The 26,349-nt window shown below is 72.1% G+C and carries 27 protein-coding genes; 16 read left to right on the top strand and 11 right to left on the bottom strand.

Features of this window, described 5'->3' with window-relative positions; translation table 11 throughout:
* On the bottom strand, positions 1-371 hold a 371-nt coding region (locus DKT68_RS20210), incomplete at its 3' end, for a protein kinase domain-containing protein (protein ID WP_146218405.1).
* A gap of 90 nt (positions 372-461) precedes the next feature.
* On the opposite strand from DKT68_RS20210, the gene DKT68_RS20215 reads away from it, so the two are divergent.
* The 6 genes from DKT68_RS20215 to DKT68_RS20240 all read left to right on the top strand — a co-directional run bounded on the left by DKT68_RS20215 (position 462) and on the right by DKT68_RS20240 (position 5,242).
* Entirely contained in the window at positions 462-674 is a 213-nt protein-coding gene (locus DKT68_RS20215) for an acyl-CoA carboxylase subunit epsilon (protein WP_109818969.1), read from the top strand.
* 88 nt (positions 675-762) lie between these two features.
* Positions 763-1,221 (top strand): hypothetical protein, encoded by a 459-nt coding sequence (locus DKT68_RS20220; protein ID WP_109818970.1) that lies wholly within the window; start codon positions 763-765, stop codon positions 1,219-1,221.
* The gene (locus DKT68_RS20225; protein ID WP_109818971.1) at positions 1,218-2,615 is read left to right on the top strand and encodes a hypothetical protein; all 1,398 of its coding nucleotides are present in this window, start codon (positions 1,218-1,220) and stop codon (positions 2,613-2,615) included. Before DKT68_RS20220 ends, DKT68_RS20225 begins: the two co-directional genes overlap by 4 nt.
* 4 nt (positions 2,616-2,619) lie before the next feature.
* Positions 2,620-3,780: a S8 family serine peptidase gene (locus DKT68_RS20230; RefSeq protein ID WP_109818972.1), complete on the top strand. Its 1,161-nt coding sequence runs from the start codon at positions 2,620-2,622 to the stop codon at positions 3,778-3,780.
* A 143-nt stretch (positions 3,781-3,923) separates the two neighbouring features.
* Positions 3,924-4,592: a Maf family protein gene (locus DKT68_RS20235; protein WP_109818973.1), complete on the top strand. Its 669-nt coding sequence runs from the start codon at positions 3,924-3,926 to the stop codon at positions 4,590-4,592.
* Positions 4,589-5,242: an O-methyltransferase gene (locus DKT68_RS20240; RefSeq protein WP_109818974.1), complete on the top strand. Its 654-nt coding sequence runs from the start codon at positions 4,589-4,591 to the stop codon at positions 5,240-5,242. Before DKT68_RS20235 ends, DKT68_RS20240 begins: the two co-directional genes overlap by 4 nt.
* A 131-nt stretch (positions 5,243-5,373) precedes the next feature.
* Here DKT68_RS20240 and DKT68_RS20245 read toward each other — a convergent pair whose 3' ends face one another.
* From DKT68_RS20245 to DKT68_RS20255, 3 genes are all read right to left on the bottom strand, one after another.
* Positions 5,374-6,129, bottom strand: coding sequence for an ABC transporter permease (locus tag DKT68_RS20245; protein WP_109818975.1), 756 nt, complete (start codon positions 6,127-6,129; stop codon positions 5,374-5,376).
* A 17-nt stretch (positions 6,130-6,146) separates the two neighbouring features.
* Complete coding sequence (locus DKT68_RS20250; protein ID WP_109818976.1) at positions 6,147-7,106, bottom strand: ATP-binding cassette domain-containing protein; 960 nt, start codon at positions 7,104-7,106, stop codon at positions 6,147-6,149.
* A 121-nt stretch (positions 7,107-7,227) separates the two neighbouring features.
* Positions 7,228-7,851, bottom strand: a complete 624-nt coding sequence (locus DKT68_RS20255) for a PadR family transcriptional regulator (protein WP_109818977.1) — start codon at positions 7,849-7,851, stop codon at positions 7,228-7,230.
* Between the two features lie 148 nt (positions 7,852-7,999).
* Between DKT68_RS20255 and DKT68_RS20260 the strand changes: the two genes are divergently transcribed.
* A complete protein-coding gene (locus DKT68_RS20260) occupies positions 8,000-9,748 on the top strand; it encodes an acetyl/propionyl/methylcrotonyl-CoA carboxylase subunit alpha (protein WP_109818978.1) in 1,749 nt (582 codons plus the stop codon).
* A gap of 61 nt (positions 9,749-9,809) precedes the next feature.
* Here the strand turns inward: DKT68_RS20260 and DKT68_RS20265 are convergent, their stop codons facing one another.
* On the bottom strand, positions 9,810-10,703 hold the full coding sequence (locus DKT68_RS20265) for a LysR family transcriptional regulator ArgP (protein WP_109818979.1): 894 nt from the start codon (positions 10,701-10,703) through the stop codon (positions 9,810-9,812).
* Between the two features lie 69 nt (positions 10,704-10,772).
* Here DKT68_RS20265 and DKT68_RS20270 point away from each other — a divergent pair, with 69 nt between their 5' ends.
* Both DKT68_RS20270 and DKT68_RS20275 read left to right on the top strand, forming a co-directional pair.
* Positions 10,773-11,369: a LysE/ArgO family amino acid transporter gene (locus tag DKT68_RS20270; RefSeq protein WP_109818980.1), complete on the top strand. Its 597-nt coding sequence runs from the start codon at positions 10,773-10,775 to the stop codon at positions 11,367-11,369.
* Positions 11,370-11,475: 106 nt separating this feature from the next.
* Complete coding sequence (locus tag DKT68_RS20275) at positions 11,476-12,915, top strand: GuaB1 family IMP dehydrogenase-related protein (protein WP_109818981.1); 1,440 nt, start codon at positions 11,476-11,478, stop codon at positions 12,913-12,915.
* A 20-nt stretch (positions 12,916-12,935) separates the two neighbouring features.
* Here DKT68_RS20275 and DKT68_RS20280 read toward each other — a convergent pair whose 3' ends face one another.
* Positions 12,936-13,496, bottom strand: coding sequence for a TetR/AcrR family transcriptional regulator (locus DKT68_RS20280; protein ID WP_109818982.1), 561 nt, complete (start codon positions 13,494-13,496; stop codon positions 12,936-12,938).
* A gap of 81 nt (positions 13,497-13,577) precedes the next feature.
* On the opposite strand from DKT68_RS20280, the gene DKT68_RS20285 reads away from it, so the two are divergent.
* Genes DKT68_RS20285 through DKT68_RS20300 form a run of 4 tightly spaced genes read left to right on the top strand, consistent with a single transcriptional unit; the run spans position 13,578 to position 18,364 of the window.
* Positions 13,578-14,024, top strand: a complete 447-nt coding sequence (locus tag DKT68_RS20285; RefSeq protein ID WP_109818983.1) for a DoxX family protein — start codon at positions 13,578-13,580, stop codon at positions 14,022-14,024.
* A gap of 25 nt (positions 14,025-14,049) precedes the next feature.
* A complete protein-coding gene (locus DKT68_RS20290) occupies positions 14,050-14,535 on the top strand; it encodes a MarR family winged helix-turn-helix transcriptional regulator (protein WP_109818984.1) in 486 nt (161 codons plus the stop codon).
* Positions 14,529-16,262: an ABC transporter ATP-binding protein gene (locus DKT68_RS20295; RefSeq protein WP_109818985.1), complete on the top strand. Its 1,734-nt coding sequence runs from the start codon at positions 14,529-14,531 to the stop codon at positions 16,260-16,262. Before DKT68_RS20290 ends, DKT68_RS20295 begins: the two co-directional genes overlap by 7 nt.
* Entirely contained in the window at positions 16,259-18,364 is a 2,106-nt protein-coding gene (locus tag DKT68_RS20300) for an ABC transporter ATP-binding protein (protein ID WP_407940771.1), read from the top strand. Before DKT68_RS20295 ends, DKT68_RS20300 begins: the two co-directional genes overlap by 4 nt.
* 59 nt (positions 18,365-18,423) lie before the next feature.
* Here DKT68_RS20300 and thrS read toward each other — a convergent pair whose 3' ends face one another.
* On the bottom strand, positions 18,424-19,641 hold the full coding sequence (gene thrS / locus DKT68_RS20305; protein WP_109818992.1) for a threonine--tRNA ligase: 1,218 nt from the start codon (positions 19,639-19,641) through the stop codon (positions 18,424-18,426).
* Between the two features lie 517 nt (positions 19,642-20,158).
* Between thrS and DKT68_RS20310 the strand changes: the two genes are divergently transcribed.
* Both DKT68_RS20310 and DKT68_RS20315 read left to right on the top strand, forming a co-directional pair.
* Positions 20,159-20,779 (top strand): DedA family protein, encoded by a 621-nt coding sequence (locus DKT68_RS20310; RefSeq protein WP_109818986.1) that lies wholly within the window; start codon positions 20,159-20,161, stop codon positions 20,777-20,779.
* Positions 20,780-20,939: 160 nt separating this feature from the next.
* Positions 20,940-21,581 carry a DUF998 domain-containing protein gene (locus DKT68_RS20315; RefSeq protein WP_109818987.1) on the top strand — a complete coding sequence of 214 codons (642 nt, stop codon included), beginning with the start codon at positions 20,940-20,942 and terminating at the stop codon, positions 21,579-21,581.
* A gap of 31 nt (positions 21,582-21,612) precedes the next feature.
* Here DKT68_RS20315 and DKT68_RS20320 read toward each other — a convergent pair whose 3' ends face one another.
* Positions 21,613-23,016, bottom strand: a complete 1,404-nt coding sequence (locus DKT68_RS20320) for an NAD(P)H-quinone dehydrogenase (protein ID WP_109818988.1) — start codon at positions 23,014-23,016, stop codon at positions 21,613-21,615.
* Positions 23,017-23,122: 106 nt separating this feature from the next.
* On the opposite strand from DKT68_RS20320, the gene DKT68_RS20325 reads away from it, so the two are divergent.
* The gene (locus DKT68_RS20325) at positions 23,123-23,578 is read left to right on the top strand and encodes a gamma-glutamylcyclotransferase (RefSeq protein ID WP_109818989.1); all 456 of its coding nucleotides are present in this window, start codon (positions 23,123-23,125) and stop codon (positions 23,576-23,578) included.
* Between the two features lie 72 nt (positions 23,579-23,650).
* Here the strand turns inward: DKT68_RS20325 and DKT68_RS20330 are convergent, their stop codons facing one another.
* The 3 genes from DKT68_RS20330 to DKT68_RS20340 form a co-directional block, all read right to left on the bottom strand.
* Positions 23,651-24,610 carry a GNAT family N-acetyltransferase gene (locus tag DKT68_RS20330; RefSeq protein ID WP_109818990.1) on the bottom strand — a complete coding sequence of 320 codons (960 nt, stop codon included), beginning with the start codon at positions 24,608-24,610 and terminating at the stop codon, positions 23,651-23,653.
* Between the two features lie 47 nt (positions 24,611-24,657).
* Entirely contained in the window at positions 24,658-25,398 is a 741-nt protein-coding gene (locus tag DKT68_RS20335; RefSeq protein ID WP_109818993.1) for an SCO6745 family protein, read from the bottom strand.
* Between the two features lie 103 nt (positions 25,399-25,501).
* Positions 25,502-26,349 (bottom strand): coiled-coil domain-containing protein (locus tag DKT68_RS20340; protein WP_109818994.1); only part of this gene is annotated, 848 nt, incomplete at its 5' end.

Genomic DNA, 26,349 nt, shown 5'->3' on the forward strand with positions numbered 1-26,349 from the left:
ACGCCGAGGCCGATCTCCACCGCGCGGGCCGGCGACACCGGCCCGTCCTCGGCGAGCGTGTCCTGCAACGACTTCGACGCCACGTACTCCATGACGATCCACGGATCGCCATCGGTGCGCAGGACGTCGAAGATGCGGACCACATTGGCGTGGTTGAGGCGGGCGATGGCCCGCGCCTCGCGCAGCGAACGCTCCCGCATCTCGCGGCGTTCCTCGTTGGTGAGGCTGGGCGGCGGCACCAACTCCTTGATGGCGACGTCCCGGTGCAACACCTCGTCGCGCGCCTTCCACACCCGACCCATGCCGCCCTGGCCGAGCGGCGACAGAAGCCGGTATCGGTCAGCGACGAGTTGGGGAAGCGCGTTCGACATCGGTGAGACGGTACCCGGACCCGCTGATCGTCACACCGCCGGCACGCCACTCCGCGTTCTCCGTGACTTCGTGCCGCGTACCCTGGCGTCATGTCTGCCGAAGAGCCGCTGTTCCGGGTCGTCCGCGGCGTGCCCACCGTCGAGGAACTGGCCGCGCTGGTGGGGGCGATCGTCGTCCGGTCCCGCCCGGCCGCCACCCCCGCGCCCGTGGCAACGTCCACCTGGGCCCGCAGCGCTCGACCGGCCGGCGCGGCGCCCACGGCCGGCCCGGGCGGATGGCGCTCCGCCGGCCTGCCCCGCTGACCCGACCCGCCGAGCGGGGGCTGCCAGGGGCGCGGACAGCCGTTAACCTCACTCAGGGAAACGGTGCCGTGACGGGTAGGGAGGATCGATGATCCCCGAAGAGGACCGGCCAGCGTCCTGGCTGCGCAACTACGGCGGCATCGAGGCCGACATCCGCCAGCTCCGGCAGTTCGCCGACCGGCTCGCCGCGGAGGTCGAGAGCAACTACGCGCCGCACCTGTCGTACATCGCCGACGACATGTCCGCCCCACTGCCCAACCCGTGCGACGCCTTCATCGAGCTGGTCACCTTCCTGCAGGCGCACCACGAGACGCAGCAGGCAACCGCCGACATGGTGTACGCCGTCCGCGGCACCACCGGCCACCTGGCCGCCGTCGCCGACCGGGTCGCCACCCAATACTCAGACACCGACGCCTTCTCCGCCGCCCGCGTGGTGGACGTGCAGCGTGCCCTCGCCGACCCGGGAACCGCCCTGCCCGGCGGCCCCACACCGATGCTGCCCGACCCGACCGGCCCCGACAGCGACAGGCCGGTGGTGCTGCCATGATCGAACGGGGCAGCGGCCGCACCTCCGGCGCCACCGACTGGCAGCTGATGGACGTCAACAGCATGTGGGCGTGCCTCCAGGACCACGACACCGCCAACCACTGGAAGCAGGTCGCCGGCTGGCGCAAGGTCTGCGACCTCGCCCAGATCCACCTCGGCCGGCTCCAGGAATACCGACGCGGGCTCGCCGAGGCGTGGCCACCCGAGACCAGCGCCGCCTCCGGCACGTACCTCGCCCAGCTCGACGAGCTGATCGACAAGGTGCGCCACACCCACGACGCCGCCGCCGCCAACTACACGGCACTCTCCGCCGCGACGCAGGCCATCGGCACCACCCGGGCCGAGCTTCGCAGGGTCTACGAGGAGTACGCGACCAAGCTTCAGCAGAAGCAGGCGTACGACGCGACGGCCGCCGACCCGAAGGCCGTCATGGGCAGTCGGGTCACGGAGTCACCGGTGACGGATGCCGAACTGGAACGGCTGAACGTGCAGGCGCGGGCCATGATGTTCAACCTCAGTGGCGAACTCCAACAAGCCCACGCCACCCTCCAAAAACCACCGCCACCGCCTCCTCGACCGAGGCGAGATCCCTCAACTCCAGACGCTTACGACGCCGGAACGGCACCAGTAATACCGCCGATCGTTTCTGTCCCCATCGCGACTAACTCAGCTCCGCGCAAGCCCTCACTCCCTCCGCAGGCCGGTACGCAGCCCGTTCAGGCCACCCCGGCTGTAGGGCCCATACTCGGCAGCGCCGCAGCCGGAGTTGCACCTCCTCCGACCAGTGCGGGATTTCCGGGAGTTGCAGGGCCAAACCCGGCGACCGGCGTCGGGCCGCCGCCCGCGCCGCCGCCGGGCTCGATAACACCGTCTCGGGTGACACACCAGGCGCCACAGGGAACGACCGGAAGCGGCGGCCGACCGATTGGCGGAAATGCTAACGGGGTTTCGCCGATCCAGCCTTCCCCACAAACTCGATCGATGCCGCCGAACGGCCTAATCGGCGGCGCACCTGGGCTTGGGCTCGGCCAACCTGCCTCCGGTGCCAGCCCAACACGCAGAGTCAATCCGATTGGCGGCGTGATCGGTGGTGGCGGAGCCGGCACCGCGCCAACCGGCGGAGCCGGCTCGCGCCCAGGCGGCGGCCGCGGCTTGGCTGGAGGACACAATTTTCCGCCTATCGGCGGCGCTCCTGGCTTTGCCTCCCCTACTGGCGCCGGCCCGAGCGCAAGTTTCCCGCCTGGCCGTCCTGATCACCATGGGCATGAGGACGACAAGCGCGCTTGGGACCCCGATAACCCATGGGAAGTCGACGAGGGCGTGAACCCCGTAGTTCGCCCCCCGGAGGAACAGGGCCCGCCTGACCCCGGTCCCGCTATTGGCTTCAACCGGTGAAGCAATGCGACAACGGCACCTAAGACTTGCAACAACCATACTGTCGTTGACACTGTCTGCAATTTCACCACTAAAGGTCAGCACTAGCGACCCGCACGGTGAACGCAGGGAGGCTGAATTAGTTCGAGGAGATCAGTGGCATTTGAAGTATCTCAGGGCCACCGAGGCCCATCGGATCACTCGGGGGCGAGGAGTGATTGTTGCAGTTCCGGACACCGGCGTTCAGCCGCATCCTGATTTGCGCAAAAATCTCCTTCAAGGCGTCGACATTATCGCAGGCGGAACCGGCAACGGTCAAAACGATCAGAACAGTCACGGGACCGGCATGGCCGGCTTGATCGCCGCGCATGGACAAGGCAAAGACCTAGGTGCCCTGGGCTTAGCTCCAGAGGCCAGCATATTGCCAATTCGCGACACGCCCAGCGACGGGCAGGGGGACCCAAACGCGTTGGCTACCGGAATTGACTTCGCTGTACGCAATGGCGCTGACGTAATCAGCATTTCTTCCGTGGGCGGACCCGGGATATCACTCCAGCGATCCGTAAGAGCCGCACTAGCGGCGAATGTGATCGTAGTGGCATCCGCTGGTAATCGACCAGAGGATGCGGCCGTCGGCTACCCCGCATCAGAAAAGGGCGTTATTGCCGTCGGTGGAATCGACCGGGCTGGGAACCGTGCTGCTATTTCGGTGACCGGTCCCGAAGTCGACGTGGTTGCACCAGCGGTCGACATCTACAGCACGAGCATCAACGGCAAGTACCGCAAAGGCACTGGCACCTCCGACGCGACGGCGATCGTGGCGGGGGCGGCGGCGTTGATCAGATCCAAGTACCCGTACCTGCCGGCGCAGGAGGTGGCGCATCGGCTCACGGCAACGGCCATTGACAAGGGCCCGCCCGGACGCGACGACGAGTACGGATATGGCGTGATCGACCTTGTGGCGGCGCTGACGGCAGACGTACCCCCGTTGGGTTTCGAGTCGGTAAGCCCGTCGGCCGGCGGTGGCCCGACCACGACGGCTGGCGCTCGGCCGGGTGATGACGATGGCGCTACCGGGCGTGGCTTGGCCACCCTCGGGGTGATCGTGGCCGCCGGTGTCGGATGGGCGCTGGTGGCGCGGCGTCGTCGTCGCGGTGATGATCCACCACCCCGCATCAGTCGCTGAGCGGGCCGACTCAACGGTGATCGACTCGGTTTTTCCTGATGTCGGGGGCGTCCGGCGTGGTGGAACGGCCCGACATCAATGAAGTCGAGTCGATCAAGACCGGACTAACCGGCGGGCGCGGGTTAGCCGGTAACGTCGGTCGGGTGTCTGCTTCCCTGCCGCTTCGCCTCGTGCTCGCCTCGGCGAGCCCAGCCCGTCGTAAGTCACTCCAGGCCGCCGGCATCGAGCCGGACGTGCTGGTCAGCGGGGTCGACGAGTCCCTGGTGGTGACCGATCGGGCCGAGGAGCTGTGCCTTGAGTTGGCTCGCCTGAAGGCGCAGGCGGTGTTGACCCGGCTGAGCCCGGCCGCCGACCAGCGGACGTTGGTGATCGGCTGTGACTCGGTGCTCGCGTTCGACGGGGAGATCCTCGGCAAGCCGGCGGATCCGGCGGACGCCACCCAGCGTTGGCAGCGGATGCGGGGGCGCAGCGGCGTCCTGCACAGTGGGCACTGCCTCATCGACGTCGTCGCCGGGCGGCGCGCGGAGGCGGTCGCCTCGACCACCGTCCACTTCGCCGACATCAGTGATGACGAGATCGCCGCGTACGTGGCCACCGGCGAGCCGCTGGCGGTGGCGGGCGCCTTCACCATCGACGGGCTGGGCGGGCCGTTCGTGGAGCGGATCGAGGGTGACCCGGGGACGGTGGTCGGGCTGTCGATGCCGCTGCTGCGCCGTCTCCTCGCCGAGCTGGACCTGCGGATCACGGATTTGTGGACGAAGGTCGCGCCGGGCGGCCAGTCGGTCGAGCCGCTCGGTAACGTCCGGTCATGACCACTAAGTCGATCCCGCTCACCGACGAGCTGCACGCGTACCTGGTCGCGCACGGCTCCCCGCCCGACGAGATCATCCGGGACCTGGCCGAGGAGACCCGGTCGGTGCTGCCGGAGCACGCCACGATGCAGGTGGCGCCGGAGCAGGCCGCGTTCCTGACCTTCCTCACCCGACTGCTCGACGCGCGGCAGGCCGTCGAGGTGGGCACGTTCACCGGGCTCTCGTCGCTGGCGATCGCCCGCGGGTTGCCCGAGGGCGGGCGGCTGACCTGCTTCGACATCTCCGAGGAGTTCACCGGCATCGCCCGGCGTTACTGGGACCGGGCGGGCGTGCAGGACCGGATCGACCTGCGGATCGGCCCGGCCGGGGACCGGCTGCGGGAGCTACCGCACGAGCGGTACCTGGACTTCGCGTTCATCGACGCGGACAAGACCGGTTACCCGGTCTACTGGGCGGAGCTGGTGCCGCGGATGCGTCCCGGTGGGGTGATCGCCGTCGACAACGTGCTGCGTGGCGGCCGGGTGATCGCGCCGCAGAACGCCGCGGACCGGGCCATCGCCGCCTTCAACGACGAGGTGCTGGCCGATGTGCGGGTGGACCCGGTGATGCTGCCGGTCGCGGACGGTCTGACCCTCGCCCGGGTGCGCTGAGCGGCGGCGACCGCTGGCACACGGATGTCGGGGTGTCCTCGTGCGCAGGACACCCCGACATCCAGGAACTCGTGTTGATCAAGCCAGGTCGCGCGAGGCCGCCAAGCCGGGCCGCCAGGCCAAGAGGCCCCTCAGCGCACGCTGCGGGCGAACTGGCGGGCGGCCCAGAAGACACCCAGCGCGGCGAGCACCGCGGTGATGGTCAGGCCCTGCCACACCTTGTCGCTGCCCAGGTCGCCGGCGAACAGCGCCCGGGTGCCGTCGACCGCCCAGGAGAACGGGTTCCAGTCGGCGATGGCCTGCAACCAACCGGGCGCGAACGTCAGTGGCAGCAGGATGCCGGAGAGCAGCAGCACCGGCTGCGCCACCGTGTTCATCAGCGGGGCCAGGGCGTCCTCGCTCTTGACCTTCAGCGCGACGCCGTACGAGACGGCCGAGGTCATCAGCGCGATCAGAGCGAGCATCAGGTACGCCAGCAGCAGGTCCCCGATGAACACCCGCAGGTCGAACAGGAGCGCCAGCAGGGTGATGATGACGGCCTGCGCCATGAGCGAGACCACGTCGCGCAGCGAGCGGCCGAGCAGCAGGGCGAGGCGGCTGATCGGGGTGACCCGGGAGCGTTCGATGACCCCGGCGCGCAGCTCGGCGATCAGACCGAAGCCCTGGAACAGGCCACCGAAGATGGCCAGCAGCACCAGCAGACCGGGCACGAAGATCTTGTAGGCGGCGGCCTGGGTGGGCGCGTTCAGCGCCGGCTTGAGCAGCGGGGCGAAGAGCAGCAGGTACATCACCGGCTGGAAGACGCCGACGAAGACCCAGACCGGGTTGCGCAGCAGCAGCTGGGTCTGCCGCTGGAAGATCAGCCAGGTGTCACGGGCGAATTTCATGAGTCGTCTCCGGGTGGTCAGGACTCGCGCAGCGAGCGGCCGGTCTTGGTGAGGAAGACGTCGTCCAGGCTGGGGCGGTGCAGCTCGATCGAGCGCAGGTCCAGCCCGGCCTGGTCGAGTCTGCGCAGCACCTGCGGAATGGACGTGGCGCCCTCGTCGACGTAGAGACGCAGGCCGCCCTCGTCGGCGGTCTCCAACTTGTTCACGTAGGGCTCGCCGTCGAGTGCCTGGGCGGCCTGCGGGGTGGCGGCCAGGTCGAGGCCGACCAGCACGACGTCGCCGGAGATCTCCCGCTTGAGCTCGGTCGGCGTGCCCTCGGCCACCACCTCGCCGTTGTCCATGATCGCGATCCGGTCGCAGAGCGCGTCGGCCTCGTCCAGGTAGTGCGTGGTGATGAAGACCGTCATCCCGTCCCGGCGGAGGCGTCGGATCTCGTCCCACATGTGCGCGCGGCTCTGCGGGTCGAGGCCGGTGGTCGGCTCGTCCAGAAAGACGATCTTCGGCTCGTGGATGATGCCGAGCGCGATCTCCACCCGCCGGCGCTGACCGCCGGAGTAGGTCTTGCACTTGCGGTCGGCGTACTCGGTGAGCTGGAAGGCGTCCAGCGCGCGGGAGGCGCGCTGTTGCGCGTCGGCCTTGCCGATGCCGTACATCCGCGCGTGCAGCACCAGCTCCTCGCGGGCGGTCGACTCGTCCCAGGTGCTGCCGCCCTGCGGGACGTAACCGATCCGGCGGCGCACCTCGGCCGGGTCCTTGCGCAGGTCGGCACCGGCGATGGTGGCCTCGCCACCATCGGGCTCGATCAGCGTGGCGAGCATCCGCAGCGTCGTGGTCTTGCCGGCGCCGTTCGGGCCGAGAAAGCCGAAGATCTCACCCTCGGCGACCTCCAGATTGACGCCGCGCACGGCGTCCACCGTCTTCGTCTCTCGACCCGCGCGGGAGCGGAAGGACTTCCGCAGCCCCCTGGTCTCGATCATTTCTGCTCCTGGTCGTCCGGGCCGGCCGCGCCGGCCGTCGAGGGGGACGACGCCGGACGGCGCACTCCCCCGCTGTGCCGACAGCAGGCTAACGCGATATAGCTCTTATGGTCAACGTTGATTATTTCGCGTCCGGAGCCCGGTCGGCGGCCCCGTCGGGAGCCCCGTCCGTCCACTGCGGCCACCCCTCGGCGTTCTCCAGCTCAGCAGGCAGGTACGACACTCCGGAATCGATTTTCTCGGCGATCCGCTCGCACCAGGCCATCTCCGCCTCGGCCCGTGCCGCCCAGAGCTCGAACATCCACCCGACGTGCACCGGCTTGGTGTTGCGCACCCAGTCCGAATCGAGCGAGGCGCGCATCGACTCGATGCCGGCGCGCAGCAGGTTGGCCCGGTTGCGCAGGGCCGCCGCCGCCTCGGGACGCGGCATCGCCGGCAGGAAGGAGAACGCCGCCGCGAACGGGTCCACCGGCTCGGAGAAGTTCCACCAGAGGCCGCGCAGCAGCGTCTCGAACTCGTCCTCGCCCTTGGGGGTCACCTCGTAGGTGGTACGCGCCGGACGGGCGCCGACCTGCTCGGTGGCGACCGCCCGGAGCAGCCCCTCCTCGGTGAGTTTGCGCAGCGCGTGGTAGATCGACCCGGGCTGCACGTTGGCCCACTTGTCGGCGCTCCAGCTCAGCAGCTCGCGGCGCACGTCATAGCCGTGTACGGGCTGCATCCACCGCACCAGACCGAGGATCATCATCCGAGTCGCAGACACCGGACAAGCGTAATAGGCAAGTTTGACTAGAACGCGGTAGGCACAGTGCGGCATCCCACACTGAGCGATCGTTAGGGCCACCAGGGTGGCCGATACACTCCCGGTCAGTAACCTGCCGGGAGGAGCCACGAAGGTGCGCAAGGTACTTATCGCGAACCGCGGCGAGATCGCCGTCCGGGTGATCCGCGCCTGCCGCGACGCCGGCCTGGGCAGTGTCGCCGTGTACGCGGACTCCGACCGCGACGCCCTGCACGCCACGCTCGCCGACGAGGCGTACGCGCTCGGCGGGGACAGCGCCACCGAGACGTACCTGCGCATCGACAAGCTGCTCGACGTCGCCGCCCGGGCCGACGCCGACGCCGTGCACCCCGGCTACGGCTTCCTCTCCGAGAACGCCGACTTCGCCCAGGCGGTCATCGACGCCGGGCTGACCTGGATCGGCCCCACCCCGCAGGCGATCCGCGACCTCGGTGACAAGGTCACCGCCCGGCACATCGCGCAGCGCGCCGGCGCCCCGCTGGTCCCCGGCACCCCGGACCCGGTGGCCAACCCGGACGAGGTGATGGCGTTCGCCGTCGACCACGGGCTGCCGGTCGCCATCAAGGCCGCCTTCGGCGGCGGCGGGCGCGGCCTCAAGGTGGCCCGGACCATGGAGGAGATCCCCCAGCTGTTCGAGTCGGCGACGCGGGAGGCGGTCGCGGCGTTCGGTCGGGGCGAGTGCTTCGTCGAGCGCTACCTGGACCAGCCGCGGCACGTCGAGGCGCAGGTCCTCGCCGACCAGCACGGCAACGTGATCGTGGTGGGCACCCGGGACTGCTCGTTGCAGCGTCGGCACCAGAAGCTGGTCGAGGAGGCCCCCGCGCCGTTCCTCACCGACGCCCAGCGGGAGCAGATCCACGACAGCGCCAAGGCCATCTGCCGCGAGGCCGGCTACCACGGCGCCGGCACGGTGGAGTACCTGGTCGGCGCCGACGGCACCATCTCCTTCCTGGAGGTCAACACCCGGCTCCAGGTCGAGCACCCGGTCACCGAGGAGACCGCCGGCATCGACCTGGTCCGCGAGCAGTTCCGGATCGCCGACGGCGAGAAGCTGCGCATCACCGAGGACCCGACGCCGCGCGGGCACTCCATCGAGTTCCGGATCAACGGCGAGGACCCGGGCCGCAACTTCCTGCCCGCACCGGGCACGGTCACCGCGCTGCGGCTGCCCACCGGCCCCGGCGTCCGGGTGGACACCGGCATCTCGGCCGGCGACGTGATCGGCGGCAACTTCGACTCGCTGCTGGCCAAGGTGATCATCAGCGGTGAGACGCGGACCGAGGCGCTGGAGCGGGCCCGCCGCGCGCTGGACGAGATGGTGGTCGACGGAATGGCCACCGCGCTGCCGTTCCACCGGCTGGTGGTGCGGGACGAGGCGTTCACCGCCGAGCCGTTCACCGTGCACACCCGGTGGATCGAGACCGAGTTCCACAACACCGTGCCGCCGTTCGCCGCCGCCGTCGGCGCCGAGGCGCCGGCCGAACGCGAGACCGTCGTGGTCGAGGTGGGTGGCAAGCGGCTGGAGGTCAGCCTCCCCGCCGGCTTCGGCGGGAGTACGACCACCGCCGCGCCTGCCTCCCGCAAGCCGACCCGGCGCGGCGGCGGGGCGAAGGCCGGCGCCCCGGTCGGTGGCGACACCCTCGCCTCGCCGATGCAGGGCACGATCGTCAAGATCGCTGTGGCGGACGGCGACACCGTGGCCGAGGGCGACCTGGTGGTCGTGCTGGAGGCGATGAAGATGGAACAGCCGCTGCACGCGCACAAGGCCGGCACGGTCAGCGGGCTCACCGCCGAGGTCGGCGCCGTGATCACCGCGGGCTCCGCGATCTGCACCATCGCCTGAGCTGTCGGGAAGGGCCCCTTCCCCACAGCCGTGGCGGGCCGTCGGCGCGGGGCGCCGGCGGTCAGCGGAGCGTCTCGGCGGCGACCGCGCGGACGGCGGCGGTCAGGGCGTTCAGCACGTCCGACTCCAGCCGCCAGTGCTGCCAGTAGAGCGGGACGTCCAGGTGACGGCCGGGCGCGAGGTCGACACACCGACCGGCGGCCAGGTCGGCCTCGGCGATCTGTTCCGGCACCAGGCTCCAGCCGAGCCCGAGCCGGATCGCCTCGCTGAAGGCCGGCACCGATGGGACGTAGTGCACCGGCGGGTCGAGCGGCCGGCCCGCCACCGCCCGGATGAACCGGTGTTGCACCCGGTCCTTCCGGTCGAAGACGACCAGCGGCGCGCCCGCCAGCGCGGAAGGGGTGAATCCGCCGACGAAGTGGGACGCCGCGAACTCCGGCGCGGCCAGCGCGCGGTAGCGCATGGCACCGAGCCGCAGCACCCGGCAGCCCTGCACGGCCTCCCGCTGGGCGGTCACCGCCGCCGTCACCGAACCGTCCCGGAGCAGCTCCGCGGTGTGGTCCTGATCGTCCTGGCGCAGGTCGAAGGAGAGTCCGTTCCGCTGCGGCAACCGGGCCAGCGCGGCGGGAAACCAGGTGGCCAGCGAGTCCGCGTTGACCACCACGGCGACCCGGACGCGGCCTCCGCCGGACAGCGGACCGCGGGCGTCGGCCAGCGCCTCCCGTTCGAGCAGCGTGAGCTGGCCGGCGAGGCGCAGCAGCGGGCGGCCCGCCCCGGTCGCCACGCACGGTCGGGTCCGGCGGACCAGCACCTGGCCGACGGTCTCCTCCAGCGCTTTGATCCGCTGGCTCACCGCCGACGGCGTGACGTGCAGCAGCCGTGCCGCCGCCTCGAAGCTGCCCTCCGCGACCACCGCGGCGAGCGTCCGCAGCTGCGCCGAGTCGAGACCGTCCATCAGCACAGCTTAAGCTGCGTGAGAATCTTTAGTTGGACTGGTGTTGGCCCACAGTCCTAGCGTCGTTCCGTGCTCACCTCCGCCGTCGCCGGCTTCTCGATCTCCATCGCCCTCATCGTCGCCATCGGCGCCCAGAACGCCTTCGTCCTGCGTCAGGGCCTGCGCCGCGAACACGTCGTACCCGTGGTGCTCACCTGCGCCGTGTCGGACGCCCTGCTGATCGCGGCGGGCGTCGCCGGGGTCGGCACGCTGGTGACGGGCCGGCCGGGCGTGCTGACGGCGATCCGGTGGGGCGGGGCGGCGTTCCTGCTCTGCTACGCGGCGCTCGCCGCCCGCCGCGCCCTGCGTCCCGGCGCCCTGTTGCCCACCGAGCGACCACCGGCCACGCTGGGGGCCACCCTGCTCGCCTGCGCCGCCTTCACCTACCTGAACCCGCACGTCTACCTGGACACCGTGCTGCTCCTCGGCGGGGTGGCACAGCAGCACCCGCACCGCTGGGTCTTCGGCGCCGGGGCCGCCCTGGCCAGCGTGGTCTGGTTCACCGCGCTCGGCGCCGGCGCGCAGCGCCTCGCGCCGCTGCTCGCCCGTGCCGCCGCCTGGCGGGTGCTGGACGCGGTCATCGCCGTCGTGATGGCCGGGCTCGCCGTGGCGCTCCTGGTGGGCTGACCGCTCCCGGGGCAGGTGGCACCTCCTGGGAACAGGCGAACGCCGGCGGGAGTGTTTTCCGTGACCACCGGCGGCGGGACGGACCACGAGCGGGAATGATGGTCAGGTGCAGTTCCTTCACGGCGCGGCCCCCGCGCACGACCTGACCTACACCGACGTCTTCATGGCGCCGGCCCGTTCCGACCTCGGCTCCCGGCTCGATGTCGACCTCGCCACCGGCGACGGCACCGGCACCACGATCCCGTTGGTGGTGTCGAACATGACCGCGGTCGCCGGCCGGCGGATGGCCGAGACGGTGGCCCGGCGGGGCGCGATCGCGGTGATCCCGCAGGACATCCCGATCGAGGTGGTCGCGAACGTCGTCGCCTGGGTCAAGCAGCGGCACCTGGTCTACGACACGCCGATCACCCTGGGCCCCACCGAGACCGTGGGTGACGCCATCCACCTGCTGCCGAAGCGCTCGCACGGCGCGGTGATCGTGGTCGACGAGGCCGGCCGTCCGCTGGGTGTGGTCACCGAGGCCGACACCATCGGGGTGGACCGGTTCGCCCAGTTGCGGCACGTGATGTCCACCGATCTGCACACCGTCCCGGCGGACGCGGACCCGCGTACCGGTTTCGACCTGCTCTCCGCGGGCCGGCGCCGGCTCGCCCCCGTGGTGGACGCCAACGGCCGGCTGGTCGGGGTGCTGACCCGGCAGGGCGCGCTGCGGGCCACCCTCTACACGCCGGCCGTGGACGACCGGGGTCGGCTGCGGATCGCGGCCGCCGTCGGGATCAACGGCGACGTCACCGGCAAGGCCGCCGCTCTGCTGGAGGCGGGGGTGGACACGCTGGTGGTGGACACCGCGCACGGCCACCAGGCCCGGATGATCTCCGCGCTTCAGGCGGTCCGCAAGCTGGACCCGGGGGTGCCGGTGGCGGCCGGCAACGTGGTCACCGCCGAGGGCGTACGCGACCTTGTCGATGCGGGCGCCGACATCATCAAGGTCGGTGTCGGCCCGGGAGCGATGTGCACCACCCGGATGATGACCGGCGTGGGCCGGCCGCAGTTCTCCGCCGTGCTCGACTGCTCGGCGGCGGCCCGGGAGCTGGGCCGGCACGTCTGGGCCGACGGCGGTGTGCGACACCCGCGTGACGTGGCGCTCGCGCTCGCCGCCGGCGCCTCGAACGTGATGATCGGTTCGTGGTTCGCCGGCACCTACGAGTCGCCCGGCGACCTGTACACCGATGCGGACGGCCGGCGGTACAAGGAGAGCTTCGGGATGGCCTCGGCGCGGGCGGTCAGCGCCCGCACCGCCGACGACAGCCCGTACGACCGGGCCCGCAAGGCGGTGTTCGAGGAGGGCATCTCGTCGGCCCGGATGTACCTGGACCCGGCCCGGCCCGGCGTCGAGGACCTGATCGACGAGATCATCGCCGGGGTGCGCAGCGCCTTCACCTACGCCGGCGCCCGGAACCTGGCGCAGTTCCACGAGCGGGCGATCGTCGGCGTGCAGAGCGCCGCCGGCTTCACCGAGGGCATGCCGCTACCCACGAGCTGGTGAAATCCCGCCCGCTCCGCCCGTCAGGTGGCCAGGCGGCGTAGCACGGCACGGGCGGCCTCCCGTGGCTCGTCGCCGACCCGGTCCGGCAGTGCGCCCGCCAGCCAGAGGGTCGCGAAGCCGTGCGCGATCGACCAGGCCGCGAGCGCGTCCCGGTCGGTGTCGGAGGGCGCGCCACGGGTGGGCAGGGCGGCCACCCCGGCACGCAGCGCCGCCCTGGCCCGGCCCTGGGCGGTGACCAGCTCGGCGTCGTCGGCCCGGTAGAACTCGGGCCGGAACATCACCTCGAAGTGCGCGCGGTGCCGGACGGCGAAGTCGACGTACGCGACACCGGCGGCCAGCAGGTCGTCGCCTGCCGCGGTCAGCGTCTGCGCCAGCAGGTCGAAGCCCTGGGCGGCCAGTGCGGTGAGCAGGCCCGCCTTGTCGCCGAAGTGGTGCGCGGGCGCGGCGTGCGAGACGCCGGCCCGGCGGGCCAGGTCGCGCAGGCTCAGCGCGGCCGGCCCGACCTCCTCGATCGCCTCCAGGGCGACGGCGAGCAGGGCGCGGCGCAGGTCGCCGTGGTGGTAGGCGCGCGTCTCGGTCATGCCCGAATCGTATCTTGCCATTGACAAGATGCCGCCTCGGGCCGCAATCTTTCCAGTGACAAGTTCACGAGGAGGATTCCGATGGCACCCCTGATCGCTCTACTCGCCGGGGCCGCGCTGGCTCGCCTGACCGGTCTCGCCGGCGTCGCCGCGCTGGACGGCTGGCATCCCGCACTGCGGGTCGGACTGGCCCTGATGTTCGTCGTGACAGGCGTCGCCCACTTCGCCGGGCGGCGTCGCGCCGGCCTGATCGCGATGGTCCCGTCCGGCCTTCCCCGACCGGACCTGCTGGTCACCGTCACCGGCGTGCTGGAGCTGGTCGGCGCGGTCGGTCTCCTGATACCGGCGACCGCCCGCCTGGCCGCGGCCGGCCTGGCCCTGCTCATGCTCGCGATGTTCCCGGCCAACGTCTCGGCGGCCCGCCGCGGGCTGACGCTTGCCGGACGGCCGGTGACCCCGCTCGGCCAGCGCACCGTCCTCCAGATCGTGTTCGTGGCCACCGCCGTCGGTATTTCGTTTGGCCCCTGACTATCAGGGGGCTAACCTGCTACCCGTGGATCTCGTCACTCTCCAGGATGTGCCGCTCGGCCGGCTGCTGGTGGTGGCCGGGCATCTCGTCGGGCAGCGGTGGAACCGCTACCTCGCCGAGGAGCACGGGCTCACCCAGGCCGGCATGGTGACCCTGATGACGCTCGCCCGGGACGGCGAGCTGCCGCACCGCGAGGTCGCCGAGCGGGGCTTCGTCCGCCCGGCCACCCTGACCGGCATCGTGGACACACTCGCCCGCGACGGGCTGGTCGAGCGGCAACGCGACGACAGCGACCGGCGCAGCGTCCGACTCGCCATCACCCCCGCCGGTCGGGAACGGCTCGCGGCGCTCACCAGCCTGATCCACTCCGGACGCCCGCTCACCTCGGTCGACGCCGACCCGGCGAAGGCCCAGGTGATCCGGGAGTTCCTGCTCGAGGTCATCGGCAGCGGAGACGACCCGCGGATGACCGGACGCGACACCGACCCGGGGGATGATGCGACGTGTTGATCCGACTGTTGCGCAACCAACTGCGCGCCTACCAGCGACCGTTGACGGCGGTGGTGCTGCTCCAGTTCGTGGGCACCATGGCCTCGCTCTACCTGCCCAGCCTGAACGCCGACATCATCGACCAGGGCGTGGCTCGGGGCGACACCGACTACATCGTGCGCATCGGTGGCTGGATGCTGCTGGTCAGCCTGATCCAGATCATCTGCTCGATCGCCGCGGTCTACCTGGGCGCGCGGATCGCGATGGGCTTCGGCCGGGACGTCCGCGCAACCCTGTTCGGGCACGTCAACCGCTTCTCCGCCCGCGAGGTGGCCCGGTTCGGCGCGCCGTCGCTCATCACCCGCAACACGAACGACGTGCAGCAGGTGCAGATGCTCGTGCTGATGAGCTGCACCATGCTGGTCGCCGCGCCGATCATGAGCGTCGGCGGTGTGGTGATGGCCCTCCGGGAGGATCTCGGGCTCTCCTGGCTGATGCTGGTCAGCGTGCCGGTGCTCGCCGTCGCGCTCACCATGATCATCCGCCGGATGGTGCCGGGCTTCCGGCTGATGCAGACCCGGATCGACACGGTCAACCGGGTGCTGCGCGAGCAGATCACCGGCATCCGCGTCGTTCGGGCGTTCGTCCGTGAGCCGTACGAGACCGACCGCTTCGCCGTCGCCAACGCCGACCTGACCGCCACCGCGCTGCGTACCGGCCGGCTGCTGGCACTGATCTTCCCGGTGGTCATGCTGGTGCTCAACGTCTCCAGCGTGGCGGTGCTCTGGTTCGGCGCGCAGCGGGTGGAGGCCGGCGCGATCCAGGTCGGCGCGCTCACCGCCTTCCTCCAGTACCTGATGCAGATCCTGATGGCCGTCATGATGGCCACCTTCATGCTGATGATGGTGCCCCGGGCCGCGGTCTGCGCCGAGCGGATCGTCGAGGTGCTGGACACCGACTCCTCGGTCGTGCCCGCCACCGACCCGGTCGCCGAGCCGCCCACCCGGGCCGAGTTGGAGCTGCGCGGGGTGCGCTTCCAGTACCCGGGTGCGGTCGACCCGGTGCTGCGCGACGTCTCCTTCCGGGCCACCCCGGGCACCACGACGGCGATCATCGGCAGCACCGGCGCGGGCAAGACGACCCTGCTGTCGCTCATTCCCCGCCTGGTCGACGTCACCGCCGGCGCGGTGCTGGTCGACGGCGTTGACGTGCGGGAGCTGGCGCCCGACGAGCTGTGGCGGCGCATCGGCCTGGTGCCGCAGCGGCCGTACCTGTTCACCGGCACGGTCGCGAGCAACCTGCGCTACGGCAACCCGGACGCCACCGACGACGAGCTGTGGACGGCGCTGGAGATCGCCCAGGCCCGGGACTTCGTGGCCCAGATGCCCGGCGGGCTGGACGCCCCGATCGCCCAGGGCGGCAGCACCGTCTCCGGCGGGCAGCGACAACGCCTGGCCATCGCCCGGGCGCTCGTCCGGCAGCCGGAGATCTACCTCTTCGACGACTCGTTCTCCGCGCTCGACCTCGGCACCGACGCGCGGCTGCGGGCGGCGCTGCGGCCGGTCACCGCGCAGTCCGCCGTGGTGATCGTGGCCCAGAGGGTCTCCACGATCATCGACGCCGACCAGATCATCGTGCTCGAGGACGGAGGGGTCGTCGGAGTGGGACGACACGAGGAGTTGCTGAGAACCTGCCCGACGTACGCCGAGATCGTGGCCTCGCAGCAGACGACGGAGGTGCCGGCATGAGCGAGCCCGACGAGCCGCGCACCGCGGCCGTACCCACGCAGAAGCCGGCCGGTGACGGGCGGACGCCGGGGGACGCCACGCGGCAGCCCGGCGGCGACGCGCCGGCGCCGAAGCGGTTGCCTCCGGGTCGCCAGGGCGGCGGGCCGCCGTGGGCGGGCGCCGGGATGCCCGCCGAGAAGTCGATGAACTTCGGGCCGTCCGCCCGGCGGCTGCTCGGCCGGCTGCGCCCGCACCGGCTGCACCTCGGCGCGATCATCGCGCTCGCCGTGGTGAGCGTCGGGTTCAGCGTGGCCGGGCCGAAGATCCTTGGCCACGCCACCGACCTGATCTTCAACGGGGTGATCGGGCGGCAGCTGCCGGCCGGCACCACCACCGAGCAGGCCGCCGCGGCGGCCCGGGCCAGCGGCAACGACAGCTTCGCCGACATGCTGTCCCGGATGGACGTCGTGCCCGGCGTGGGCATCGACTTCAGCGCCCTGAGCCGGGTGCTGCTGCTGGCGCTCGGGCTCTACCTGGCCGCGAGCGTGTTGTCGTGGTGGCAGGGCTGGCTGCTCAACGGGGTCGTCCAGCGCACCGTGCTGCGGCTGCGCGCCGAGGTGGAGGAGAAGCTCAACCGGCTGCCGCTGCCCTACTTCGACCGGCAGCCCCGCGGCGAGCTGCTCAGCCGGGTCACCAACGACATCGACAACATCTCCACGAGCCTCCAGCAGACCCTCAGCCAACTGCTCACCTCGCTGCTGACCGTGGTCGGCGTGCTGGGCGTGATGTTCTGGATCTCGCCGCTGCTGGCCCTGGTGGCCCTGGTCGCGGTGCCCCTGTCGGTGCTGGTCACCCAGCGCATCGCCAAGCGCTCCCAGCAGCAGTTCATCGCCCAGTGGAAGCACACCGGCGAGCTCAACGGCCAGATCGAGGAGGCCTACACCGGTCACGAGCTGGTGAAGGTCTTCGGCCGGCAGCGCGAGGTGGAGGCCGCGTTCGCGGCGAAGAACGAGGAGCTGTTCCGGGCCAGCTTCGGCGCCCAGTTCATCTCCGGGATCATCATGCCGTCGATGATGTTCATCGGAAACCTCAGCTACGTGGCGATCGCCGTGGTCGGCGGGCTGCGCGTGGCCTCCGGCACGATGAGCCTCGGCGACGTGCAGGCGTTCATCCAGTACTCCCGCCAGTTCACCCAGCCGCTCACGCAGCTCGCCTCGATGGCCAACCTGCTCCAGTCCGGAGTGGCCTCGGCCGAGCGGGTCTTCGCCGTCCTCGACGCCGAGGAGCAGAGCAGCGACCCGGCCGAGCCGGCCCGGGTCACCGACCCGCACGGCCGGGTCGAGTTCGAACACGTCTCGTTCCGGTACGCCCCGGACAAGCCGCTGATCGACGACCTGTCGCTGGTCGCCGAGCCGGGGCACACGGTGGCCATCGTCGGCCCGACCGGTGCCGGCAAGACCACCCTGGTCAACCTGATCATGCGGTTCTACGAGCTGGACGCGGGCCGGATCACCCTGGACGGGGTGGACATCACCACCATGCGGCGCGACGACCTGCGCGGCCGGATCGGCATGGTGCTCCAGGACACCTGGCTCTTCGGCGGCACCATCCGGGACAACATCGCGTACGGCCGGCCGGACGCGACCGAGGAGGAGATCCTGGCCGCGGCCCGGGCCACCTTCGTCGACCGGTTCGTGCGCAGCCTGCCCGACGGCTACGACACGGTCATCGACGAGGAGGGCAGCAACGTCAGCGCCGGCGAGAAGCAGCTGATCACCATCGCCCGGGCGTTCCTCGCCGAGCCGTCCCTGCTGATCCTGGACGAGGCGACCAGCTCGGTGGACACCCGCACCGAGGTGCTGCTGCAACGGGCGATGGCCGCGCTGCGCTCGGACCGGACCAGCTTCGTCATCGCGCACCGGCTCTCCACGATCCGGGACGCCGACCTGATCCTGATGATGGAGAACGGTCGGATCGTCGAGCAGGGCAGCCACGAGCACCTGCTCGCCGCCCGAGGCGCGTACCACCACCTGTACCAGTCCCAGTTCACCGCCGCCGTGGTGGATGAGGAACCCGACGCACCCGCCGTCCCCGCCGGGTCTCCCCAGCCCGCGTCGATCTAGGGCAGATCGTCGTGAACGGAGATCCACTCACAACGATCCGCCCTGGATCGACGGCGGAATCAGTCCGGGGGCAGGAGGTCGGTGGCGCGAAGGGCTACCTGGTGGGCGATCAGGGTCAGCGCGGCCGCGGCCGGCATCGGGTCCAGGGTGCGGCCGTCGCGCAGGCGCAGGGCGAGACGTCCGTCGGCTGCCTCCCGGGCACCCAGCACCCCGAGGTACGGGACGCGGCGGCGGGCCGCGTCCCGGATCCGGGCGCCCAGCGAGCCGGCGACGTCGACGTCGACCCGCAGCCCGGCGTCAACGGCCTGCCGCGCCAGCTCGGCCGCCGCGTCGACCTGCCCGTCGTCCACCGGCAGCAGCACCAGCTGGACCGGCGCGTACCAGGCCGGGAAGGCGCCCTCGTGCACCTCGATGAGGTACGCGAACAACCGCTCCATGCTGCCGACCAGGCTGCGGTGCACCATGACCGGCCGGCGCCGGCCGCCGTCGGAGTCGGTGTACGACAGGTCGAACCGCTCCGGCTTGTCGAAGTCCAGCTGGATGGTGGAGAGGGTCGACTCCCGGCCGGCGGCGTCGACGATCTGGATGTCGATCTTCGGGCCGTAGAACGCGGCCTCCCCGGGCGCCTCGACGTACGCCACCCCGGCGAGCGCGCCCCGCAGCAGCTCCTCGGCGCGGGCCCACTGCGCGTCGTCGCCGACGTACTTCTCGCCCGGCCCGCGCAGCGACAGCCGGAACCCGGCCGGGCGGACGCCCAGCGCGGCGTGCGCGGCGCGGATCAGCCCGAGGATCTCCACGACCTCCTCGCCCACCTGGTCCGGGGCGCAGAAGGTGTGCGCGTCGTTGAGCGAGATGGCGCGTACCCGGGACAGCCCGCCGAGCACCCCGGAGCGCTCCGAGCGGTACATCCCGCCCAGCTCCGCGATCCGCAGCGGCAACTCCCGGTAGGAACGGCCCCGGGCTCGGAAGACCAGCGCGTGGTGCGGGCAGAGCGCCGGCCGGAGCACGAACTCGTCGTCGGCGCTGAGCCGCATCGGCGGGAACATGTCGTCGGCGAAGTAGCCGAGATGGCCGGACAGTTCGAAGAGTTCCCTCTTGCCCAGCGGCGGCGAGTAGACGTGCTGGTGGCCGGAGCGGCGCTCCAACTCCCGGACGTACTCCTCGACGGCATGTCTGGCGGCCGCGCCGGCCGGCAGCCAGCTCGGCAGGCCGGCGCCGGCCAGCGGGTCGGAGACGAAGAGGTCCAGCTCCCGGCCGAGCCTACGGTGGTCGATCATGTCGTGCTCCTGCATCGGGTACGACCCGGAGGCGACCTGGACTCCGAACGCCGCGCGGCCCTCGGGGCGGATCGCCCCGGGGCCTGGTCGACGGTGGTTACGTCAGAGCGGCGCGCCGGGGACACCCGGCGTCGTGGTCACCACTACCGCGCTGCGCATGCGGCGACCGTACTCGTCGGGCGGCCACGGACGCACCCGGATTTGCCGTGCGGGAAGAGGGGGCGGGCCGCCGGCGCGGGACCCGCCGGCGGCCCTGGGCGGCCCGAATCGTCAGGAACGGGGGACCCGACGGTGCTGGGGCCGCGCCGACAACGGTACGCCGACGAACGCCGATCCGCCGACCGTCACGAGCCGCGTGGACGGCCGCCGAACCGTCACCCGAGAGCCGCTCGCCTCGTTGTACCTGGGTGGCCCAGTCGTGTCGACGGTCACGACGGGGTGGGGCTGTCCACGGTGACGCCGGACACGCCGTCAGGCTCGAGACACCCAATCGGCCGCATCCGGCGAGGTGGCAGGCGTGCCCGAACTACTGACTGACGTCGCGTCGCCGACGTGGGCCTACCTGGTGCTGCTCGGCCTGCTGATCGCGGACGCCTTCGTGCCCGTGATTCCCACCCAGATCGTCATGATCACCAGCGGGGCGCTCACCGTCTACGGCGGGCTCAGCCTGCCGGTCACCATCGCCGTCGGCGCGCTCGGCGTGTTCGCCGGGGACCTGGCCTGCTACCTGCTCGGCCGGGGCGCACCCGACCGGCGCGCGCCCCGGCACGCCGAGCCGAGCCGGGCCCGCCGCGTCGCCAACCGGGTCACGCAGGGGCTGCGCCAACCCGGGCCGCTGGTCATCCTGCTCTGCCGGTTCGTGCCCGGCGGCCGGATGGCAGCCTGCTTCTCGGCCGGCCGCAGCCGCTACCCGTACCGGCTGTTCGTGCTCTACGAGGCGGTCGCCGCACTGGGTTGGGCCACCTACGGCGCGTTGGTCGGGCACCTGGGCGGGACCGCGCTGACCGAGTCGGCCTGGCGGCTCGCCATCATCGCCACCGCCGCGGCGGCCGGCTTCGCCGCGGCCGGCTGGGCGATGACCCTGGTCAGCGCCCGGCACGCCCGCGCCGCCGCCGGAGCCGACACCCCCATCGACTGAGTGTCGGCCCGTCCTGCGGCACAACCCTCGGAGAGGCCGACATACGGCCGCACCCGAGGAACCACACCGATTTGCCGGGTGCCTCTAGGGGTGGTCCCCCGGGACGATTTCGGTGGCCGTCCCGGATCCGGCTCGGGTGCCCTCGGCGACAGGCTGAGGCATGCCTGGAACCCGGAGCACCGGTCTGCTGGCCCTCGGCGGGATCGCCCTGGCGGCGCTGCTCACCGTGATCGGCCATCTCGAAGTCAACGACGACCTCAACCCGTGGGCGCTGACGGTCAGCGACTTCGCGGTGTCCGACCGGGGCGGCGTCATCGACATCGCGATGGTGGTGCTCGCGCTCGCCACCGTGGCGCTGCTGCTCGGGCTGCGCCGCACCGGGCCACCACGGCCCGGCCGGCCGGTCGAGCTGCTGCTCGGCGCGTGGGTGGCCGGGCTGCTGCTGGCCGCGGTGGTGCCGACGAACGAGCCGGGCACGGCCATGACCACCGCCGCCTACGTGCACCGGTACGCCTCGGTGATCGCCTTCCTGGCGCTGCCGGCCGGCGGCTGGCTGCTCGCCCGCCGCCCCGACCTGGCCCCCGCCGCTCGGACACTCCGCACCCTGGTCGTGCTCTCCCTGGCCCTGGCGGTGGCGATGATCTGGTCCGCCTACCCCGGCGACCGCCTGCTGATCGGCCTCGCCGAACGCCTGCTCATCCTCACCGAGGTCGCGGTGCTCGCAACGGTCGCGCTGACCCAGACCCTGACCGCGGTCGAGCACGGAGTTGTGGCGCCTCACCACCGGGGCATGACGGCGTGAGCGCCCGCCACAACTCCATGACCGACGAGGCTTACTCCAGCTCGTGAAGCATGAGCTGACGGGCTGCCTCCGTGATGGAACCGGAGAGGCTCGGGTAGATGGTGATGGTCTGGGCCAGCTCGTTGACCGTCAGGTTGTTCTCCACCGCCATCGTGATCGGCAGGATCAGCTCGCTGGCCTTCGGGGCCACCACCACACCGCCGACCACCTGGCCACTGGCCGGCCGGCAGAACAGCTTGACGAAGCCGTCGGACAGGTCGTCCATCTTCGCCCGGGCGTTGCCCGACAGCGGCAGCATCACCTGCCGGGCCGGCACCTTGCCGGCGTCCACCTCGTCCTGGGAGACGCCCACGGTGGCCAGCTCGGGGTCGGTGAAGACGTTGGCAGCGACGGTGCGCAGCCGCAACGGGCGGACCGCCTCGCCGAGGGCGTGCCACATCGCGATCCGGCCCTGCATGGCGGCGACGCTGGCCAGCAGCAGGACGCCCGTGCAGTCACCGGCGGCGTAGATGCCCGGCACGTTGGTCCGGGACACCCGGTCGACCGTGACGTAGCCACCGCGGCCCAGCTCGACGCCGTACTCGGCCAGACCCAGCTCGGCGGTGTTCGGGATCGAACCGACCGCGATCAGGGCGTGCGAGCCGGAGACCCTGCGGCCGTCGGAGAGCTCCACCTCGACACCGTCGGCCGTACGCCGGACCGCGTCGGCCCGCGAGTTGTTGAGGATGTTCATGCCCCGGTTACGGAAGACCCGCTCGATGGCCGACGCCGCGTCGGCGTCCTCGTGCGGCATCACCCGGTCGCGGCTGGAGACCAGGGTGACCTGGACCCCCATCGCCAGGTACGCGCTGGCGAACTCGGCGCCGGTCACGCCGGAGCCGACCACGATCAGGTGCTCGGGCAGCTCGGGCAGGTCGTACACCTGGCGCCAGGTCAGGATGCGCTCACCGTCCGGTACGGCGGTGGGCAGCTGGCGGGGCGTCGAGCCGGTGGCCACCAGGACGGTGGACGCCGCGATCGAGTACTCCTCGCCGCCGTCGGCGGGCGTGATGATCACCCGGTGGGTGTGCCCGAGGGCGTCCTCGCCGAGCCGGGCGGTGCCGGCCACGAAGGTGACCCCCGCCTTGAGCAGCTTGGCGTGGATGTCGGCGGACTGCGCCAGCGCGAGCCGCTTGACCCGCTCGTGCACCGTCCGCGCGTCGACGGTGACCGCCTCCAGGCCGTCCGAGTGCACCCCGAACTCCTCGGTGTCCCGGTAGCCGGTCACCACCTGGGAGCTGGCGATGAAGGTCTTCGACGGTACGCAGTCGGAGAGCACGCACGCCCCGCCAGCCCCGTCGGCCTCCACCACGGTGACATCGGCGTCGAGCTGGGCGGCGACCAGCGCCGCCTCGTACCCGGCCGGTCCCCCGCCGATGATCACGATCCGGCTCACAGCGTCTGCCCTTCGTCGATGCTCACAGTGACTTTCTTCTCCCGAACGCACCCGACACGCACAGTCGTATTCTCCCCCACCCGTCCGCCGGGCTATCGTCATCGCCGTGCGTCATCACGCCGCCTACGGCTCAAACCTGGATCCCGCCCGGATGCGCGTCTACTGCCCGCATTCGCCGATGGTGGGCACCGGCTGGCTGGAGGGGTGGCGTCTGACCTTCGCCGGCGCCGACGTGATCGGCTGGGAGGGCGCGGTCAGCACCCTGGTCGAGTCCCCCGGTGACCGGGTCTTCGTGGCGCTCTACGACATCCACCCGTACGACGCGGCCCAGCTCGACGAGATCGAGGGGGTGACCGCCGGCACGTACCGCAAGCTGCACGTCCGGGTCTCCACCCTCGACGGCGACGTGACGGCGTGGATCTACGTCTTCGACGGGTACGAGGGCGGTCTGCCGACCTCGTGGTATCTCTCCGAGATCGCGAACGCCGCCGAGAAGGCGGGCGCCCCGGACGACTACGTCACCGAGCTGCGGTCCCGCCCCACCGGCACCGCGTCTGCCTAGAGGCTGTCGCACACCGCCAGTCTGCTACCGACACCGGCCGGACCGCCCGTCGGGCCCGACCGGGGTCGTCAATCACACACCGGCGGCCGGCACGACCAGCTGGTACATGTCGGTCCACCGGGTCTCCCGCAGGCCCACCGACCGGTAGAGCGACAGCGGGGCGGTCGGGTTGGTGAGATCCACCCCCAGGCCGGCCGCCTGCCGGCCCTTCTCGGCGTAGCGGGCGAAGGCGCGGCGCAGCAGGGCGGCTCCCACCCCCCGCCGGCGGTACGCGGGCAGCACCGCCAGGCTCCGCACGAAGCCCTCCTGCTGGTCGAGCGCCTGGCCGGAGGACTGCAACGAGCCCGCCACCACCCCGTCCAATTCGGCGACGAACCACTCGTCCCAGGCGGTCACGTCACCGATCCGGGCCCGCCACCGCTCGTACGACAGCGGCTCGTGGTCCGGGGTGTCGCCGAACGCGGTGTCCTGGATCCGGTGGAACTCCCGCAGGTCGGCCTCGTCGTCCGGGCGGACCTGCCGCACCGTCACCCCGGGCGGCGGGGGCGGCTCGGCGGGCAGGTCGGCCAGCGTGCGACGCATCCGGACGTACCGCTTGGCCAGGGTGAACCCGACCCGGCGAAGCTCCCGATCCCAGTCGCGTTCCGGCGCGAAGACCGCGCAGCGGACGGTGAGCGCCGGCAGCCCCCGCTCGGCCGCCCGCTCGGCGACCCGGTCGAGTTGCCGGGCCAGCAGCGGCGCCCGGAGCGCGGCGGCCCGCTCCGGGTCGACGTAGACCTCCACGAACTCCCGGCCGACGCCGGTCGGGTTGTCCACGGTCGCCCAGCCGACCACGGCGCCGTCCGGGTCCACGGCCAGCCAGGAGTCGAGGGCCGGGTCGAAGAAGGGGGCGGTCAGCGACTCCGCGACGTCCTCGGCGTCGAAGTCGGGATGGCCGATGGCGAAGGTGTCGGCGGCGTGCACCACCGCGAGGATCGCCGGCACGTCGTCGAGGGTGGGCCGGCGCGTGGTCCAGCCAGCGGGAAGGGTCACGGCAGGTGATCCTGGCAGTCGAGCGCGCCCGGCGCCGCCCATTTTTCTCAGGCGGGGGCGAGGTCGGCGCGGGTCTGGTGCAGCAGCTCCACCAGCTCGGTGCCGTCGGCGGGCCCGAGCGCCGCGAACGCCGGCGCGGCCAGCCGGTCGGTCACCGCCTCCGCCCACAGCCGCCGGCGCACCAGGGGCCCGACCGGCGGGTACGGCGGCGGCCAGCCGCAGGCCACCGCGCCGGCCTCTCCCTCCGGCCCGGCCAGCACGGCCTGCAGCGGGGTCATCCCGGCGGCGCGTACGGCCAGCAGGTAGGCGCCCGTGAAGTGCTCGCGGAGCAGGCGGAGCCCGGCGGCGCACCGGGCGCCCGGGGAGAGATCCGGCAGCGGCATGGCCCGCCACGCGGCGAAGAGCGGCATGCCACTGGCGTCCGCTGCCGCCACCGCCCGCTCGACCAGCCCGGTCAGGCGCTCGAGGCCGGGCAGCGGCCCCAACTGCTCCGTCCCCCACCGGCAGCACTCGGCGAGGCTCGCGGCGGCGACCTCGGCCGGCCGGAGGGTCCGGGCCGCGGCGTCCCAGCCGTCGGCGACCGCGTCCGGGGCGATGAAGCCGAGGGCCGCGGCGGCCGTCTCGGCCCGTACGTCGCCGAGCGCGCCGGCCCGGCCGCTGATGTAGAAGGCCCAGCCGGAGATGCCGAGCAGCCGGGCCCGGCGCAGCGTGGTCGGGCACCGGCTGAACCCGTCGCCCAGGTCGAGCACGACGGGCTTGCTGGCGGCGGCGACCTGCTCCGGGGTCATCAGAGCGGCTCCCCCGAGCGTCCCGGCCCGCCGGCCGCCGCAGCCGCCCGACCGGGGACCGCCGGCCGGGGACGGGCCCGCCACTCGTCGTCGTCCATCGATGTCAGTCTGCCGGGCCACCGCCGGAGTCCGCATCCCCCTCTTCGGCCGCCAACGCCTCGACGGCCGCCTCGACCTCGCCCGCGCGCCGCCGTGCCACGGTGACGGCCCGCTCGGCGGCGCGCCGGGCCAGCTTGGCCCGACTGAGGTCCTGCTCCGCGACCGCCCGCCGACGCTCCAGCTCGGCAAGCTCGCTCTCGATCCGGTCGAGCGCGTCGGCGCCGTCCCGCTCCTGCCCGGTCGCCTCGGCCAACTCGGCCTCGGCCCGCTCCTGGTCGGTCCGGGCCCTGGCCAGCTCCCGGTCCAGCGCGCGGCGTTGTCGCGCCCGCTCGGCACGGGCCGCCCGCTCGGCCCGCTCGGCGGCCCGGTCGGCGGCCCGGTCGGTACGGGGAGTCGCCTCGGGGGCGGCCCGCTGGGCGCCGGGTCGCCGGGCCGGCCGTTCCGTGGCCGGCTCCTCGTCCTCGCTGGTGACCAGCCGCAGCTGCGGCCGGGGGACCTCGCCGAAGCCGGCGTAGTTGGCCGACCGGAGCAGACGCCCGGACCGGACCTGCTCGGCGACCTCGGCGTCGGAGAGCGCCGCGTTCAGGGTCGCCTCGACCTCGGCCAGCGGCAGCTTGCCGGCCGACGGCGCGTCCGGCTCCGCCGCGGCGAGCTTGCGGACCTCGGCGACCAGGGCGCCGACCACCGCCCGGCGCTGCGCGGACAGCTCCCGCAGCCGGGGCCCGCGCAGTTCCCGCTGGGCGGTCCGCAGCGCGTCGGCGAGCTGCACCAGGTCGGCGACCAGCTCGGGACGGTGGATGGCGAGCAGGTTCACCAGCCAGGCGGCCACCGTGGGGCGGCGCAGCCGGGCCA

The organism is Micromonospora acroterricola (assembly GCF_003172955.1).
Lineage (GTDB): Bacteria > Actinomycetota > Actinomycetes > Mycobacteriales > Micromonosporaceae > Micromonospora > Micromonospora acroterricola.

Bases quoted from the DNA above. Each gene is read 5' to 3' on its own strand.
- DKT68_RS20230 (WP_109818972.1), top strand. From the start codon at position 2,620: ATGCGACAACGGCACCTAAGACTTGCAACAACCATACTGTCGTTGACA.
- DKT68_RS20245 (WP_109818975.1), bottom strand. From the start codon at position 6,129: ATGAAATTCGCCCGTGACACCTGGCTGATCTTCCAGCGGCAGACCCAG.
- DKT68_RS20255 (WP_109818977.1), bottom strand. From the start codon at position 7,851: ATGATGATCCTCGGTCTGGTGCGGTGGATGCAGCCCGTACACGGCTAT.
- DKT68_RS20215 (WP_109818969.1), top strand. From the start codon at position 462: ATGTCTGCCGAAGAGCCGCTGTTCCGGGTCGTCCGCGGCGTGCCCACC.
- DKT68_RS20280 (WP_109818982.1), bottom strand. From the start codon at position 13,496: ATGACCGAGACGCGCGCCTACCACCACGGCGACCTGCGCCGCGCCCTG.
- thrS (WP_109818992.1), bottom strand. From the start codon at position 19,641: ATGATCGACCACCGTAGGCTCGGCCGGGAGCTGGACCTCTTCGTCTCC.
- DKT68_RS20285 (WP_109818983.1), top strand. From the start codon at position 13,578: ATGGCACCCCTGATCGCTCTACTCGCCGGGGCCGCGCTGGCTCGCCTG.
- DKT68_RS20265 (WP_109818979.1), bottom strand. From the start codon at position 10,703: ATGGACGGTCTCGACTCGGCGCAGCTGCGGACGCTCGCCGCGGTGGTC.
- DKT68_RS20250 (WP_109818976.1), bottom strand. From the start codon at position 7,106: ATGATCGAGACCAGGGGGCTGCGGAAGTCCTTCCGCTCCCGCGCGGGT.
- DKT68_RS20335 (WP_109818993.1), bottom strand. From the start codon at position 25,398: ATGACCCCGGAGCAGGTCGCCGCCGCCAGCAAGCCCGTCGTGCTCGAC.
- DKT68_RS20225 (WP_109818971.1), top strand. From the start codon at position 1,218: ATGATCGAACGGGGCAGCGGCCGCACCTCCGGCGCCACCGACTGGCAG.
- DKT68_RS20315 (WP_109818987.1), top strand. From the start codon at position 20,940: ATGCCTGGAACCCGGAGCACCGGTCTGCTGGCCCTCGGCGGGATCGCC.
- DKT68_RS20300 (WP_407940771.1), top strand. From the start codon at position 16,259: ATGAGCGAGCCCGACGAGCCGCGCACCGCGGCCGTACCCACGCAGAAG.
- DKT68_RS20220 (WP_109818970.1), top strand. From the start codon at position 763: ATGATCCCCGAAGAGGACCGGCCAGCGTCCTGGCTGCGCAACTACGGC.
- DKT68_RS20240 (WP_109818974.1), top strand. From the start codon at position 4,589: ATGACCACTAAGTCGATCCCGCTCACCGACGAGCTGCACGCGTACCTG.